This is a genomic window from Pseudomonas sp. GW823-FHT06E10, from assembly GCF_058794995.1.
On the sequence record NZ_JBXAHJ010000003.1, the window covers coordinates 82,635 to 97,213 of the forward strand.

General features: G+C 60.7%; 13 protein-coding genes. 9 read left to right on the forward strand and 4 right to left on the reverse strand.

Going from position 1 to position 14,579, the window contains the following annotated elements; genetic code table 11:
* Positions 1-86 precede the first annotated feature (86 nt).
* The gene (locus tag AC1Q6Y_RS05980) at positions 87-2,411 is read right to left on the reverse strand and encodes an FdhF/YdeP family oxidoreductase (RefSeq protein WP_492624175.1); all 2,325 of its coding nucleotides are present in this window, start codon (positions 2,409-2,411) and stop codon (positions 87-89) included.
* Between the two features lie 459 nt (positions 2,412-2,870).
* Here AC1Q6Y_RS05980 and moaA point away from each other — a divergent pair, with 459 nt between their 5' ends.
* Positions 2,871-3,869, forward strand: a complete 999-nt coding sequence (gene moaA / locus AC1Q6Y_RS05985) for a GTP 3',8-cyclase MoaA (protein ID WP_492624176.1) — start codon at positions 2,871-2,873, stop codon at positions 3,867-3,869.
* 5 nt (positions 3,870-3,874) lie between these two features.
* The gene (locus tag AC1Q6Y_RS05990) at positions 3,875-4,774 is read left to right on the forward strand and encodes a bestrophin family protein (RefSeq protein ID WP_090456124.1); all 900 of its coding nucleotides are present in this window, start codon (positions 3,875-3,877) and stop codon (positions 4,772-4,774) included.
* 263 nt (positions 4,775-5,037) lie between these two features.
* On the opposite strand, the gene AC1Q6Y_RS05995 is transcribed toward AC1Q6Y_RS05990, so the two are convergent.
* A complete protein-coding gene (locus AC1Q6Y_RS05995; RefSeq protein ID WP_492624177.1) occupies positions 5,038-6,243 on the reverse strand; it encodes a molybdopterin molybdotransferase MoeA in 1,206 nt (401 codons plus the stop codon).
* Positions 6,240-6,779, reverse strand: coding sequence for a molybdenum cofactor biosynthesis protein B (gene moaB / locus AC1Q6Y_RS06000; RefSeq protein WP_492624178.1), 540 nt, complete (start codon positions 6,777-6,779; stop codon positions 6,240-6,242). The genes AC1Q6Y_RS05995 and moaB overlap by 4 nt, the downstream gene beginning before the upstream one ends.
* A 285-nt stretch (positions 6,780-7,064) precedes the next feature.
* On the opposite strand from moaB, the gene AC1Q6Y_RS06005 reads away from it, so the two are divergent.
* From AC1Q6Y_RS06005 to AC1Q6Y_RS06035, 7 genes are all read left to right on the forward strand, one after another.
* Positions 7,065-7,955 (forward strand): LysR family transcriptional regulator, encoded by an 891-nt coding sequence (locus AC1Q6Y_RS06005; RefSeq protein ID WP_223502058.1) that lies wholly within the window; start codon positions 7,065-7,067, stop codon positions 7,953-7,955.
* A 146-nt stretch (positions 7,956-8,101) separates the two neighbouring features.
* The gene (gene fdhD, locus AC1Q6Y_RS06010; protein ID WP_492624179.1) at positions 8,102-8,929 is read left to right on the forward strand and encodes a formate dehydrogenase accessory sulfurtransferase FdhD; all 828 of its coding nucleotides are present in this window, start codon (positions 8,102-8,104) and stop codon (positions 8,927-8,929) included.
* Between the two features lie 43 nt (positions 8,930-8,972).
* Positions 8,973-9,479: a cyclic pyranopterin monophosphate synthase MoaC gene (gene moaC, locus AC1Q6Y_RS06015; protein WP_407516444.1), complete on the forward strand. Its 507-nt coding sequence runs from the start codon at positions 8,973-8,975 to the stop codon at positions 9,477-9,479.
* The gene (gene moaD, locus AC1Q6Y_RS06020; protein ID WP_090456136.1) at positions 9,476-9,727 is read left to right on the forward strand and encodes a molybdopterin converting factor subunit 1; all 252 of its coding nucleotides are present in this window, start codon (positions 9,476-9,478) and stop codon (positions 9,725-9,727) included. The genes moaC and moaD overlap by 4 nt, the downstream gene beginning before the upstream one ends.
* Positions 9,728-9,730: 3 nt before the next feature.
* Positions 9,731-10,219 (forward strand): molybdopterin synthase catalytic subunit MoaE, encoded by a 489-nt coding sequence (moaE, locus tag AC1Q6Y_RS06025; protein WP_492624180.1) that lies wholly within the window; start codon positions 9,731-9,733, stop codon positions 10,217-10,219.
* 44 nt (positions 10,220-10,263) lie between these two features.
* Positions 10,264-11,622: a chromate efflux transporter gene (chrA, locus tag AC1Q6Y_RS06030; RefSeq protein WP_492624181.1), complete on the forward strand. Its 1,359-nt coding sequence runs from the start codon at positions 10,264-10,266 to the stop codon at positions 11,620-11,622.
* Between the two features lie 474 nt (positions 11,623-12,096).
* Entirely contained in the window at positions 12,097-13,380 is a 1,284-nt protein-coding gene (locus AC1Q6Y_RS06035; protein ID WP_349736873.1) for an NAD(P)/FAD-dependent oxidoreductase, read from the forward strand.
* A 171-nt stretch (positions 13,381-13,551) separates the two neighbouring features.
* On the opposite strand, the gene AC1Q6Y_RS06040 is transcribed toward AC1Q6Y_RS06035, so the two are convergent.
* On the reverse strand, positions 13,552-14,334 hold the full coding sequence (locus AC1Q6Y_RS06040; protein WP_492624182.1) for a DeoR/GlpR family DNA-binding transcription regulator: 783 nt from the start codon (positions 14,332-14,334) through the stop codon (positions 13,552-13,554).
* Positions 14,335-14,579 lie beyond the last annotated feature (245 nt).

Sequence of the window (14,579 nt, forward strand, 5' to 3'; positions counted from 1 at the left end):
CACGGCCGGGCCACCGTCAGGCCGGGGGGCCTGCAGCCAACACAAGTCGAAAGGGTTAGGTGAGCGGCACCCGGCCGCCCCCGGTGCTACGCGGCGGAAGTCGAAATCAGGTTGCTGGCCTTCGCCTGCTCCAGCCGGATGGCGATGAACTTGGAAGTCGGAGTGAAGGTGCGGTCACCGTAACTTTCCAGCGGCACCAGCGGGTTGGTCTCGGGGTAGTACGCCGCCGCCTGACCGGCCGGAATGTCGTAGGCGATCAGGGTGAAACCGCTGACCCGACGCTCGCGCTCGTCGTCCCACAGCGCCACCAGGTCGACCTTCTGCCCGGGCTCAAAACCCAGCCGGCGAATGTCCTGCTCGTTGGCGAACACCACGTCGCGCATGCCGTACACCCCGCGATAACGGTCATCCAGGCCATACAGCGTGGTGTTGTACTGATCGTGGGAGCGCATGGTCTGCAGAATCAGGTGTGGCTTGACCGTCAGGTTGCGCACGCCCTCGCTGATCAGGTGCTCCGGCAGCACGCTCGGAGTGAACTGGGCCTTGCCGCTGGCGGTTTTCCAGATGCGCCTGGCCGCGTCGTTGGGCATGTGGAAACCGCCCGGATGCAGCAAGCGCTGGTTGAAATCTTCGAAACCGGGAATGGTGTCGGCAATCATGTTGCGGATTCGGCCGTAGTCGCCGATGGCCCAGTTCCAGTCGATCGGGTGCTTGCCCAGTGTCGCGGCGGCGATGCCGGCAATGATCGCAGGCTCGGAGCGCAGGTGTTTCGACTTCGGTTTCAGTTGACCGTGGGAGATGTGGATCATGCTGAAGGTGTCTTCCACGGTGACGCCTTGCGGCCCTTCGGCCTGGATATCGATGTCGGTGCGGCCCAGGCACGGCAGGATCAGCGCTTCACGGCCGGTGACCAGATGGCTGCGGTTAAGCTTGGTGGCGATGTGCACGGTGAGGTCGCATTTACGCAACGCGGCGTGGGTGCGTGGCGTGTCGGGGGTGGCCTGGGCGAAGTTGCCACCCAGGGCGATAAACACTTTCGAACGCCCCTGCTCCATCGCGCCGATCGCCATCACGGTGTTGTGACCGTGCTCGCGAGGTGGCTTGAAGGAGAAGCGTTTTTCCAGGGCATCGAGCAAATCGGTGGGCGCCAGCTCGTTGATGCCCATGGTGCGGTCGCCCTGCACGTTACTGTGACCGCGAACCGGTGACAGGCCTGCGCCGGGACGGCCGACGTTGCCGCGCAGCAGCATCAGGTTGATGACTTCCTGCAGCGTCGGCACCGAGTGCGTGTGCTGGGTCAGACCCATCGCCCAGCACATGATCACCCGCTTGGACCGGGCGTACATGCGGGCGGCGAGTTCGATGTCCGCCAATGGCATGCCCGACTGCTGCTCGATGTGCTCCCAACTGGTTGCGTCGACTTCGCCCAGGTAAGCGCCCATTCCCGAGGTGTGTTCGGCGATGAACTCATGGTCGAACACCGGTTCACCGCCGCTGACCTGAGCTTCGCGCTCCCACTGCAGCAGGAACTTGACCATGCCGCGCATGACCGCCATGTCGCCGCCCAGTGCCGGGCGGAAGTAGGCTGTGTTGGTCGGCTCGGAGCCGTTCATCAACATTTCGATCGGGTGCTGTGGATGCTGGAAGCGCTCCAGCCCGCGCTCCTTGAGTGGATTGATACAGATCACCTGGGCACCGCGCTTGACCGCTTCGCGCAACGGTTCAAGCATCCGCGGGTGGTTGGTGCCAGGGTTCTGACCGATGACGAAAATCGCATCGGCATGTTCCAGATCGTCGAACACCACGGTGCCTTTACCCACGCCGAGGCTTTCGATCATGCTCACCGCACTGGCTTCGTGGCACATGTTGGAGCAATCCGGAAAGTTGTTGGTACCGTAGGCCCGGACGAACAGCTGATAGAGAAAGGCGGCTTCGTTGCTGGCCCGGCCCGAGGTATAGAACTCGGCCTGGTCCGGTGATTCCAGCGCGTTGAGGTGCCGGGCGATCAGCGCGAACGCTTCGTCCCAGGTGGTTTCCACGTAACGGTCAGTGGCCGCGTCATAGCGCATCGGGTGGGTCAGGCGGCCCTGATACTCCAGCCAGTAATCGCTCTGCTCGGCCAGCGCCGAGACACTGTATTTGTTGAAGAAGGCCGGGTCGACCAAACGGCCCGTGGCTTCCCAGTTAACCGCCTTGGCGCCGTTCTCGCAGAACTTGACCATGCCGTTTTCCGGCGACTCGCCCCAGGCACAACCGGGGCAATCGAACCCGCCGTTCTGGTTGGTCTTGAGCATGGCGCGAATATTCTTCAGCGCGTTTTCACTGCCCAGCCAGTTTTTGGTAACAGCAATCAGCGCGCCCCAACCAGCGGCGGCACCTTTGTAGGGTTTGTAGCGGTCGACTTGAGACATGGTACTTCTCCGTGACCTGATTCAGGCCATTGATCGTTTGACGGAGAAAGCATATGAATAGGGATTAATTATTGTCTAATCGCTATTTACGACCACATGATCGAGGATATTTATCATCGATATTTATTGTTGTTTATCAATAGCTTATAAGATCTAAACAGCCGTTAACGTTGCAACTTTATCCATCATAGATGTACTCGATCAACCGGTTACTAATAGTGATTGGACGGGCCGACAAGTTGCTCTTAGCCTGCGCACAACAAATCCGTTTTCAGCGCTCCTACACCTGCGCTCAATAAATCCGTTATCGGCGCAATATTTGTAGGAGCGAGCTCTGCTCGCGATGGACTCAAGAGCACCGCGTTCAGCCAGCAAGCACGCGTAATCGTTGACGACCATCGCGAGCAGAGCTCGCTCCTACACGGAACATTCATTCAATGCGTGCCAAGCGAGGGTGTCATGTCAGAACAAGTCTTGATCGATGGATTCTCCCGGCGCGTGGACTATCTGCGGATGTCGGTCACCGACCGCTGCGATTTCCGTTGCGTGTATTGCATGGCCGAGGACATGCAGTTTCTGCACCGCCAACGGGTGCTGACGCTGGAAGAGATTTATCAGTTGGCACAAAGCTTCGTGGCGCTGGGCACCCGCAAGATCCGCCTCACCGGGGGCGAGCCGCTGATCCGTCCGGGCGTGGTGCAGTTGTGCGAGAAGATCGCCGCCCTGCCCGGCCTGCGTGAACTGTGCATGACCACCAACGGTTCGCAGCTGGCCAAACTGGCCGGGCCGTTGTTCGAAGCCGGGGTCAAGCGCCTCAACATCAGCCTCGATTGCCTGGACCCGCAACGTTTTCGCGAACTGACCCGCACCGGTGACCTGGCGCAGGTGATCAAAGGCATCGACGCGGCCAACCAGGCGGGATTTCGCAACACCAAGCTCAATTGCGTGGTGATGAAAGGTCGCAACGACCATGAGATCAATGATCTGGTGAGCTTCGCCATCGACCGTAACCTCGACATCTCCTTCATCGAGGAAATGCCGTTGGGCACCATCGACGAGCACAGCCGCGCCGAATCGTTTTTCGCAAGTGCCCAGGTCCGCGAACGCATTGCCGAACGCTACACTTTGATTGATTCCGCCGAGTCGACCCAAGGACCGTCGCGCTACTGGCGCCTGGCCGAGGCGCCGCAGATTCGCCTGGGGTTCATCTCACCTCACAGCCACAACTTTTGCGGCACCTGCAATCGGGTGCGGCTGACCGTGGAGGGACGTCTGCTGCTGTGCCTGGGCAATGAGCACTCCGTGGATCTCAAGGCGGTCTTGCGCAGCCACCCCGGACAGCCCGAGCGCCTGGAAAAAGCCATTATCGAGGCGATGAAACTCAAGCCTTATCGACACAACTTCGAAGTGAACGACGATGTTCAGGTCATTCGCTTCATGAACATGACGGGCGGCTGAAACCCATGATCGTGAGACCCAAACCCAACCTGATCGGCGTGCTGACGTCCCTCAAGGGTTCGATTGCCAAACGCATCGCCTGGCGCAGCCTGATGGTGACACTGCTCGCCTCGGCCATCGTGCTCATCGAAACCTTGCATCCCAGCTACTTTTCCAAGGTCAGCGCCACGCCCTTCACGCTGCTGGGTTTGTCGCTCTCGATCTTCATGAGCTTTCGCAACAACGCCTGCTACGACCGCTGGTATGAAGCGCGCAAGGCCTGGGGCGATGTGATCGTGGAGATCCGCTCGATGATTCGTGAAACCCTGGTGATCAAGGACACCGCTGAGCGCCACACGATCCTCAGCAACCTCTGCGGCTTCGCCCATGCCCTCAACGCGCGCCTGCGCCAGGAAAACGAAATGGCCGCCAGTGGCGACTGGCTGCACCCGATGCCCAAGGGCAACACCACGGACATCAGCGGGCAGATACTGATGCAGGTCGGTCAACAGTGCTCGTCACTCAACGAATCCGGGGCGATCAACGACTGGCGCTACACGCTCATGGCCAACCATTTGACCAGCCTGACCCATGCCCAGGCCGTCTGTGAACGGATCAAGAACACCCCGCTACCCTTCCCCTACACCCTGCTGCTGCACCGCACCATCTACCTGTTCTGCATCCTCTTGCCCTTTGCCATGGCCGAACCCCTGGGCTGGCTGACTCCGATTTTCACCGCGATTGTCAGCTACACCTTTTTCGGCCTGGATGCGATTGCCGATGAACTGGAAGACCCCTTCGGCCGCGACGAAAACGACCTGCCCACCGATGCCATCGTGCGCAATATCGAGCGCGATGTGCTGGCGGCCCTGGGTGTGACAGAACTGCCACCGCAACTGGAGCCGGTGGATTTTGTGTTGAACTGAGACTCAGGAAACACACAAATTCTGTGGGAGCGAGCTTGCTCGCGAAGGCGTCAGGTCAGTCAACCTCTCTGTTGAATGTGCCAGCCTCATCGCGAGCAAGCTCGCTCCCACAGGGATTGTGGCCGGTCGCAAGGTTGACATTCACTGAAGATCAAAACTGTGGGAGCGAGCTTGCTCGCGATAGCGGTCTGCCTGCCAACATCTCTGTTGGATTTGCCGGCCTCATCGCGAGCAAGCTCGCTCCCACAGTTTGTTTGCGGAATTCAGAACAGCTCACTGAAGGGAATAAACCGCGCCGTGTCGCCAGCTTCCAGCGTGCAACCTTCCGGCACTTCCACCAGTCCATCGGCCCAGGATGCGCCCAGCAACACGCCGGAACTCTGGTTCGGATAGAGCACCGCGCGACCGGCTTCGAGTTTCGCTCGCAGGTACTCGCGGCGGCTTCCGGGTTTGGGCCAGGCGAAGCCGACCCTGACCGGGAAGCTCAAAGGCTCGACGTCTTCGACACCCTGAATCCGCAACAGATAAACCCGGGCCAACAGACCGAAAGTGACCAACGCCGAGGTCGGATTGCCCGGCAGGCCAATCACCGGCACGCGGCCGAAGTGGCCCACGGTCAATGGCTTGCCGGGTTTGATCGAGAGTTTCCACAGCAACGGCTTGCCGCACTCGCGCAGTACCTGGCCGAGGCAGTCGGCGTCACCGGCGGACACGCCGCCCGTGCTGAGCATCAGGTCCGTCGTGTGTTGCAGTTGTTCGAGCTTGAGTCGCGTCTGGCGTGGCTCGTCGGGGAGAATGCCGGCCTCGATGACCTCGCAACCCAACGCATTCAACCAATGGCTCAACAATGTGCGGTTGCTGTTGTAGATGCTGCCGGGCTTGAGCGGTGTGCCCGGATCGACCAGTTCATCGCCGGTGGACAGCAACGCCACCCGTGGTCGCCGCACGACCTGCACATGGGTGCAGCCCTGCGCTGCCGCGACCGCCAGTTCGAACGGACCGAGGCGCTTGCCGGCGCGCAGCAACACATCGCCGACTCGGTTCTCCTGACCTTGCGGGCGGATGTTGCTGCCGGCGCTCAATGGCTGCTTGAAGCGGATACGTCCGTCATCCAGTACTTGCGTGTTCTCCTGCATCTCCACGCCGTTGGCACCCGGCGGAACCGGGGCGCCGGTGAAGATGCGCGCGCAGGTTCCCGGTGCCAGTGCTTGGGGGGCGTGACCGGCAAATACCTGTTGCGACACGGTCAGCGGTGCCCCGTCCCAACCGTCGACATTCAGGGCATAGCCGTCCATGGCGCTGTTCGGCCACGGCGGCAGATCGAGGGTCGCCACCAGGTCATTGGCCAACACCCGTTGCCGTGCGGCACTGAGCGGCACCGTTTCACTGTCTTCAATCCTCTGTGCCTCGGCCATTGTCAGCAACCGTTCGATGGCATCCTCCACCGGCATCAAGGGTGAATAGCTCATCCCCGCGTCCCACAAGTTTGCACAGGCTTGAGGTGCGGTACGAAATTGCACGGCCGGTGGCGCGCGTCGAGTTGCTCGGCGAGGATGCCTTCCCACGCGGTGCGGCAGGCGCCCGTGGAACCCGGCAGGCAGCAGACCAGCGTGCCATTGGCCAGCCCGGCCAATGCCCGGCTCTGCACCGTCGAGGTGCCGATGTCGAGGATCGAAATCGCCCGGAACAGCTCACCGAAGCCTTCGATCTGTTTATCCAGCAAACAGGCCACTGCCTCAGGTGTGCTGTCGCGGCCGGTAAACCCGGTGCCGCCCGTGATCAGCACCACCTGGATGCCGTCGTCGGCAATCCAGTTCGCCACCTGCGCGCGGATCTTGTACAGGTCGTCCTTGAGCAGGTTGCGCTCGCTGAGGGTGTGGCCGGCTTCCAGCAAACGACTGACGAGTAATTGGCCGGAGGTGTCATTGGCATATTCGCGGGTATCGCTAACGGTCAACACGGCAATATTCAGGGGTATAAACAATGCATCCGGTTTGACGCTCATGGGGTTCTCCGGCAGATATTGATTAAATGACTTCCGGAGACTAATTCGATAATTCAAGCCGTGTCTAATCACTCTAACCAACCAGACTATCGAGCCAATCTATCAATATAAAAAGACCAGAAACAACAGCAATGATAGAGCCCGTCGATAACACCTTAGATAACAGTGATTGGACGCACACCGAAGACAATGAGATCGTCTCGGCTCACGATTTCTGCCTCGCCTTGTGTCTTGCGCACCTGAGTCAATACTTAACCCTTCACTCCCCCGCCAGCAGGTGCCGTCATGGACATCAAACAACTCAAGTTCCTGATCGCCCTGGAGCAGACCCGCCACTTCGGCCAGGCGGCCGCGCGCTGCCACATCACCCAGCCCACGCTGTCGATGCGCCTGCGCAACCTGGAGGATGAACTGGACCTGGTGCTGGTCACCCGAGGCCAGCGCTTCGAGGGTTTTACCGAGGCCGGCGAACGGGTGCTGGCGTGGGCCAGGACCCTGCTGGCCGCCCACGACGGGCTCTTCGCCGAGGCCGCCGCGTGCCGGGGCCAGCTCGTGGGCAACCTGCGCCTAGGGCTGGTACCCCTCAGCAGCTTCAACCCGGTCACCTACATTCAGGGCCTGTCCCGCAGCTTTCCCGAGCTCAAGTACAGCCTGTCGTCCTTGAGTTCCGACCAGATCATCGAGGGCCTTGGCAACAATCAGCTGGACCTGGGCGTGTGCTACCTCGATCACGTCAACCCGAGCTATTTCGAGTTTTTCGAGATCGGCGAAACCCGCGTCGGCCTGCTGTACGACAATCGCCACTTCCATTTCGACGGCATGCAAATGAGCTGGGAGGACGCCGCCGAACTGCCGCTGGGGATGCTCAGCAACGGCATGCACTACCGCAAATCCATCGACCTGAGCTTTCGCAGCCGCGGACTGGACCCGCAACCGATCCTGGAAAGCGATTCGACTTACCAGTTGCTGCAGGCGATTCACGAGGGTTTCTGCTGCGCGATCATGCCGCTGGACAGTGGCCTGGAAGAGCCCATCGAACACCTGGCGTTCATCGAATTGCCGGATGCCAGCGTACTCGCGCCCCTGGGCCTGGTGATGCGCAAGACCGAACCGCGTTCGGCGATTGCCGAAAAGTGTTTCGCCGAAGCACGAACGTTATTCAGCCGGACTGACTGATCAAGTTTCGGCTTTATATAAAACCGAACCGGACATGTTTGCCCAGTTTGATAGACATCACCAATCGGCGCATCGGAACAAGCGATTGGACGCTGTTTAAAGTTACCCGTAGCCTGAACTTAATTCAGCGCTTCGAGGTTATTTTCATGTTGTGCCAAGTTGAACAAACCGATGTTCGAAGCGACACCAATGCCCCCGCGCCCCAACCGTTGAGTGTGAACTTTCGCGAGTACGACAACGCCGCGTCAGTCTGTCAGGCGGCGCTGGCATCAGAGATTGCCCTGGCAATCACCTACAACGGTCTGAGTCAGGCGGTGATGATGGTGTCGCCGGGCAACCTCGAAGATTTCATCCGTGGCTTCAGCGTCAGCAACGACATCGTTGAGGACCAGAGCGAAATCTACGACTTGCGCCTCACCCGATTCGACCAGGCCGTTCAAGCCGACGTGCAGATCTCCAGCCGCGCATTCTGGAGGCTGAAGAACCATCGTCGGCAAATGGCCGGCACCAGTGGCTGCGGGCTGTGCGGTGTGGAAGCGTTGGAGCAGGCCCTGCCGAAACTGGAGATTCTCGAGTCGGTTGCCCTGCCGCCCGCCGAACATTTCATCGACATCCGCAACCGCATCGAACAGGCACAGCAAATGGCCCGCAGCAGCGGTGCGCTGCACGCGGCGCTGTACTTCGACCCCCAAGGCAACGCGCTGATCTGCCGCGAAGACATTGGCCGCCACAACGCGCTGGACAAGTTGATCGGTGCCCTGCAACACGCCGGCATCGACAGCCGTTGCGGCTTCACCGTGGTCACCAGCCGCTGCAGCCTCGAACTGATCCACAAGGCCGTCAGGGCCAGGCTCGGCACGCTGGTCAGTCTGTCGGCACCCACCGCCCTGACCGTGCAATGGGCAATCAAACATCGCCTCAACCTGATTCACATCCCCCACCGCAACGCACCACGCATTTACAGCCCGGCATGATGCCTTCACCTGATCACCGCGCTGGCAAGCGCAGGAACCTCCCATGACAGACATTTCAGATGCATCGCCCGATGGCCTGACCCACCTCGATAGCCAGGGTCGCGCCAACATGGTCGATGTCAGCGAAAAAACCTCGACGCTGCGTGAAGCCCAGGCCCAGGCCTGGGTGCGGATGCGCCCGGAAACCCTGAAGCTGATTCAAAGCGACGGCCACCCCAAGGGCGACGTATTTGCCGTGGCGCGGATCGCCGGAATCATGGCGGCAAAGAAAACCCATGAGCTGATCCCGCTGTGCCACACCCTTCTGCTCAGTTCGATCCACGTCGAACTCAAGGCCTGCACACCCGACAGCGTGAAAATCCTCGGTACGTGCCGCGTCGAGGGCCAGACCGGGGTCGAACTCGAAGCCCTGACCGCCGTCAGCGTGGCGGCACTGACCCTCTATGACATGTGCAAGGCAGTGGACCGAGGCATGGTCATCGATGACATCCGCCTGCTGAGTAAACAAGGTGGCCGCTCCGGTCATTTCAAGTTCGAGGACGCACAATGATCCTGATCAATTACTTCGCCCGTTACCGCGAGCAGCTCAACCTGGGCGGTGAAAAACTGCCCCTGACCGACAGCCTCAAGACCATCGAGGACGTGCGCCGACTGCTGATGGCTCGCGGTGAGGTGTGGAGCCATGTGCTGGGTGAAAGCAACCTGATGTGTGCACTGAACCAGGAGCTGTGCCATCCAGACCGGGTGATCGAGGACTATGACGAGATCGCCTTTTTTCCACCGGTCACCGGGGGTTGAGACATGACGGTTCGGGTCCAGCGTGAAATGTTCGACGTCGGCCGGCTGATCGACAGCCTGCAGACAAACGATCCGGGGGTGGGTGCCGTGGTCAACTTCGTCGGCTATGTGCGCGACATCAATCAGGGTGAGGCGGTCAGCGGGTTGTTTCTGGAGCACTACCCGGGCATGACCGAACGTTCGCTGCAAAAAATCGTCGACAATGCCAGGGCCCGATGGCCATTGAGGGCCGTGCAGATCGTGCATCGGATCGGCCCGTTGTCGATCAGCGAGCCGATCGTGTTTGTCGGCGTCAGCAGCCCCCATCGTCAAGCCGCTTTCGAAGCCTGTGCATTCATCATGGACTACCTGAAAACCGACGCGCCGTTCTGGAAACGCGAAGACGTGGCGTCCGGCGCACGCTGGGTCGATGCCCGTGACAGCGACCGGTCAGCCGTCGAGCGCTGGGTAGATAGGCCGAATGAGGCGGCTATGCAACGCGCTCCGGCCTAGCTACAGTCATCGGCTCAAAGCTTTTCTGCACAAGGAGTTTCCGCTTGAGCCCCACGCCCTCCCCGATCACGCAACAGGATGTACTGCAACCCCGGTCCATCAGCCTGCGCGAAGCCTTCCTGTTCTGGCTCAAGCTTGGTTTCATCAGTTTCGGCGGGCCGGCGGGGCAGATTTCGATCATGCATCAGGAGCTGGTCGAACGCCGGCGCTGGATCTCCGAGCGGCGCTTTCTGCATGCCCTCAACTACTGCATGTTGCTGCCCGGGCCAGAGGCTCAGCAGTTGGCGACCTACATCGGCTGGCTGATGCACCGGACCTGGGGCGGTGTGATCGCTGGCGTGCTGTTTGTATTGCCTTCGCTGTTCATCCTGATTGCGCTGTCCTGGGTGTACATCGCCTTTGGTGACGTGCCCGTGGTCGCCGGACTGTTCTACGGGATCAAGCCTGCGGTCACGGCCATCGTGGTGCAGGCGGCTCACCGGATCGGCTCGAGGGCGCTGAAGAACGGCTGGTTATGGGGCATCGCCGCTGCGTCCTTCGTGGCCATCTTCGTGCTCAATGTGCCGTTTCCGTTGATCGTGCTCGGCGCGGCGGTCATCGGTTATTTCGGCGGGCGACTGGCACCGGAAAAATTCAGGACCGGTGGCCACAGCGCTGCGAAACGCTCCTACGGCCCGGCAGTGATCGACGACGACACCCCACCCCCCGGACACGCCCGCTTCAGTGGCTGGAAACTGGCGCGCCTGGCCGTGATCGGTGCGATCTTGTGGACACTGCCCATGGCCATGCTCACCGCGTTGTTCGGCTGGGAAGGCACGCTGACCCAGATGGCCTGGTTCTTCACCAAGGCCGCGCTGCTGACCTTTGGCGGCGCCTACGCGGTGTTGCCGTACGTCTACCAGGGCGCGGTCGGCCACTACGGATGGCTGACACCGACGCAGATGATCGACGGCCTGGCGCTCGGTGAAACCACGCCGGGTCCGTTGATCATGGTTGTCGCCTTCGTCGGTTTTATCGGCGCCTACGTGCATCAGGTCTTCGGCCCGGATCAGGCCTTCGTTGCCGGCGCCATCGCCGCATCGCTGGTGACCTGGTTCACCTTCCTGCCCTCGTTCCTGTTCATCCTCGCCGGCGGGCCGTTGGTGGAATCGACGCACAACGAACTCAAGTTCACCGCGCCACTGACGGCCATTACGGCCGCCGTGGTGGGCGTGATACTCAACCTGGCCTGTTTCTTTGCCTACCACGTGCTGTGGCCCAAAGGCTTCGAAGGAGCACTGGACTGGCCTTCGCTGCTGATCGCGATAGTCGCGGGCGTTGCATTGCTTGGATTCAAGCGCGGGGTGATCGAGGTGTTGATCGGCTGCGGGTTGATCGGCCTGGGTGTGCACCTGATGTTCTGAATCAAACATTTACACGCGCCGCAATCCTCCCTAGTATCCAGCCATCCCCCGGATGGCTTGTGCTACTGGCCACCGACGATTTCCGCCGCCGGAAACCTGCGCCATGCGTACTTTGCCGTCAGAACAGCACCTGCTGAACCTCTCGATCCAGGCCACCTCGCTGCTGGCCGTGGACGGCATTGCATGAAGCGCATCGTCAACCTGCCCATGGCCCTGCGCCGCTCCAAACTGCGTCACTCCGCACGTCCGCCGGATAGCGCCCTGCTCGCCTGATCGGCGAGCCCCCTCCTTCGCTATCCCTGCGTTTGCTCAGCGTATGCAATCCCTGTGGGAGCGAGCCTGCTCGCGATAGCGGAGTGTCATTCGAAATCAACTGTGAATGGCACACCGCGTTCGCGAGCAGGCTCGCTCCCACAGGTTGCGCACTTTGACTGACAGGCATTGAGTTTCTTTCAATTTCGTGTGGACACCGCCATGACTCAACGTTGCAATTCCTACTACACCGCCACCCTCAACCAGGACACCGATTACCCGACGCTGCAAGGCCGGCACCGGGTTGACGTAGTGATCATCGGCGGCGGCTTCACCGGTGTGGCCACCGCCGTCGAGCTGGCGGAAAAAGGCCTGAAGGTCGCCATCGTCGAAAGCCACAAGATCGGCTGGGGTGCCACCGGGCGCAATGGCGGCCAGGTCACCGGCAGCCTGTCGGGCGATGAAGCCATGCGCAAACAGATGCGCCGCACCATCGGTGATGAAGTCGATGATTTCATCTGGAACCTGCGCTGGCGCGGGCACCAGATCATCCAGCAGCGCGTGGAAAAATACGGCATCGCCTGCGACCTCAAGCACGGCCACCTGCATGCGGCGTACAAACCCGCGCACATGGTCGGCTTGCGCAAGGATTACGAAGAGGCGGTGCACCGTGGCATGGGCGACGAGGTCAGCCTGCTCGACCGCAGCCAGGTGCGCGACCTGCTGCAAAGCGACCTCTACCACGGCGCGATCAAGAACACCCGCAACATGCACCTGCACCCGCTCAACCTGTGCATCGGCGAGGCCCGCGCAGCCGAAAGCCTCGGTGCGTTGATCTTCGAGAACAGCGAAGTGCTGGAGATCATCCACGGGGACACGCCTGGAGTGCGCACCGCCCACGGACACATCGACGCCAACCAGGTGCTGCTGGCCGGCGACGTCTACCACAAGCTGGAACCGGGCAAGCTCAAGGGCAAGATTTTTCCGGCCATGGGCGGCATCGTCACCACTGCGCCGCTGGGCGATCTGGCCAGACAGATCAACCCCGAAGACCTGGCGGTCTATGACTGCCGCTTCGTGCTCGATTACTACCGCCTCACCGCTGACGGTCGCCTGTTGTTCGGGGGCGGCGCCAACTACAGCGGCAAGGATTCGCGGGACATCGCCGCCGAGCTGCGTCCGTGCATCGAGCAGACCTTCCCGGCGCTCAAAGGCGTGGCCATCGATTACCAGTGGAGCTGCGCGATGGGCATCGTGATCAACCGCATCCCGCAACTGGGCAAGCTGTCGGACAACGTCTGGTATTGCCAGGGCTACTCCGGCCACGGCATCGCCACCACCCACATCATGGGCGAAATCATGGGCCGTGCGATCACAGGAAAACTGGAACAGTTCGACACCTTCGCCGCCTGCCAGCATATCCGCGTGCCCATGGGCGACCTGCTCGGCAACCCGATGCTCGCCGCCGGCATGTGGTACTACCAGATGCTTGAGCGACTGCGCTGAGGTTACTGGCCAATACATTCAACATGGATGTTGTTTGTGCTGGCCTGGAGATTTGTGGTCGACATCGATTCCTGTAGGAGCGAGCCTGCTCGCGATGGCGGTGTCTCATTCAGCAGTGATGTCGGCTGAAAGTACGCCATCGCGAGCAAGCTCGCTCCCACAAAGACCCACTCAAGCCTGCACCACCTCGATCCCCAGCGCCCGGTAATCTTCAACATTGCCAGACGCCACATGCCGTTCGGTGATCAGCGTGTGCACGCGGTTGCAAGGCGCGACGACAAAGGGTTCCACCGCCCCGAGTTTGTCCGCCGTGGTGACGGCAATCACGTGAGAGGCACAGTCGAGCATCGCCTGTTTCACCGGCACCTCATCAAAATGCAGTGAGCTCAAGCCCACCTGCGGGTGAATCGCGCAAACCCCGGTAAACAGCAGATCGGCCTTGATGCCCGCCAGCAGCCGCAGGGTTTCGTGACCGCTGGCCGACATCGTCGCCGGGTTGAGCTGGCCGCCCGCCAGAATCACCTTGATGCTTTTGTATTCGGACAAGGTGATGGCGGTCATCGGCGACGCGGTGATCGCGGTAATGGCGATGTCCGCCGGCAGCGAACGCGCGATCTGCAAGGTGGTAGTGCCGGAATCGAACACCACGATCTGACCGTCTTGCACCCGTCGCGCAGCCAATTGCGCCAGATGGGTTTTCACCTCATCGGTTTCACTGATCCGGGTGAAATAGTCCTTGCCCGTGTCCTTGGGACGCGGCAACGCCCCGCCGTGTACCCGCTGCACCAGGCCGACACTGGCCAGTTCCGCCAGATCCCGGCGGATGGTGTCTTCGGACACCGCGAAATGCTGGCTCAACTCCGAGGCCATGACCTTGCCGTCTCGTTCGAGGATCAACAGGATTTTTTGCCGGCGTACGGATGGAAGTTCGGCAGCGGAATGGTTGTCGTGCATGTTTTTGCCCGTTTATGCGTGAAATTGCGCTCTTCGGCGAGATTAGCCAAAGCACGGGACAAACACAAACGGGCGGCCGGGCAAACACCTCCAAGTATCATTTTTTTCGATCTTTCAAATCATTACGCCGAATTTTTTATTTTGCTGTGACCTGTTCAAGATGGCGCCGTCACTCATGTTTCGGATGGAAACCTCATGAATATCAATTTTGCTTTTGCGTGCATGATCGTGGTCTCGTTCACGAT

What these genes read in the sequence shown, in the direction of transcription:
- AC1Q6Y_RS05980 (WP_492624175.1), bottom strand. Translation starts at nt 2,411, where the DNA reads ATGTCTCAAGTCGACCGCTACAAACCCTACAAAGGTGCCGCCGCTGGT.
- moaA (WP_492624176.1), top strand. Translation starts at nt 2,871, where the DNA reads ATGTCAGAACAAGTCTTGATCGATGGATTCTCCCGGCGCGTGGACTAT.
- AC1Q6Y_RS05990 (WP_090456124.1), top strand. Translation starts at nt 3,875, where the DNA reads ATGATCGTGAGACCCAAACCCAACCTGATCGGCGTGCTGACGTCCCTC.
- AC1Q6Y_RS05995 (WP_492624177.1), bottom strand. Translation starts at nt 6,243, where the DNA reads ATGAGCTATTCACCCTTGATGCCGGTGGAGGATGCCATCGAACGGTTG.
- moaB (WP_492624178.1), bottom strand. Translation starts at nt 6,779, where the DNA reads ATGAGCGTCAAACCGGATGCATTGTTTATACCCCTGAATATTGCCGTG.
- AC1Q6Y_RS06005 (WP_223502058.1), top strand. Translation starts at nt 7,065, where the DNA reads ATGGACATCAAACAACTCAAGTTCCTGATCGCCCTGGAGCAGACCCGC.
- fdhD (WP_492624179.1), top strand. Translation starts at nt 8,102, where the DNA reads ATGTTGTGCCAAGTTGAACAAACCGATGTTCGAAGCGACACCAATGCC.
- moaC (WP_407516444.1), top strand. Translation starts at nt 8,973, where the DNA reads ATGACAGACATTTCAGATGCATCGCCCGATGGCCTGACCCACCTCGAT.
- moaD (WP_090456136.1), top strand. Translation starts at nt 9,476, where the DNA reads ATGATCCTGATCAATTACTTCGCCCGTTACCGCGAGCAGCTCAACCTG.
- moaE (WP_492624180.1), top strand. Translation starts at nt 9,731, where the DNA reads ATGACGGTTCGGGTCCAGCGTGAAATGTTCGACGTCGGCCGGCTGATC.
- AC1Q6Y_RS06035 (WP_349736873.1), top strand. Translation starts at nt 12,097, where the DNA reads ATGACTCAACGTTGCAATTCCTACTACACCGCCACCCTCAACCAGGAC.
- AC1Q6Y_RS06040 (WP_492624182.1), bottom strand. Translation starts at nt 14,334, where the DNA reads ATGCACGACAACCATTCCGCTGCCGAACTTCCATCCGTACGCCGGCAA.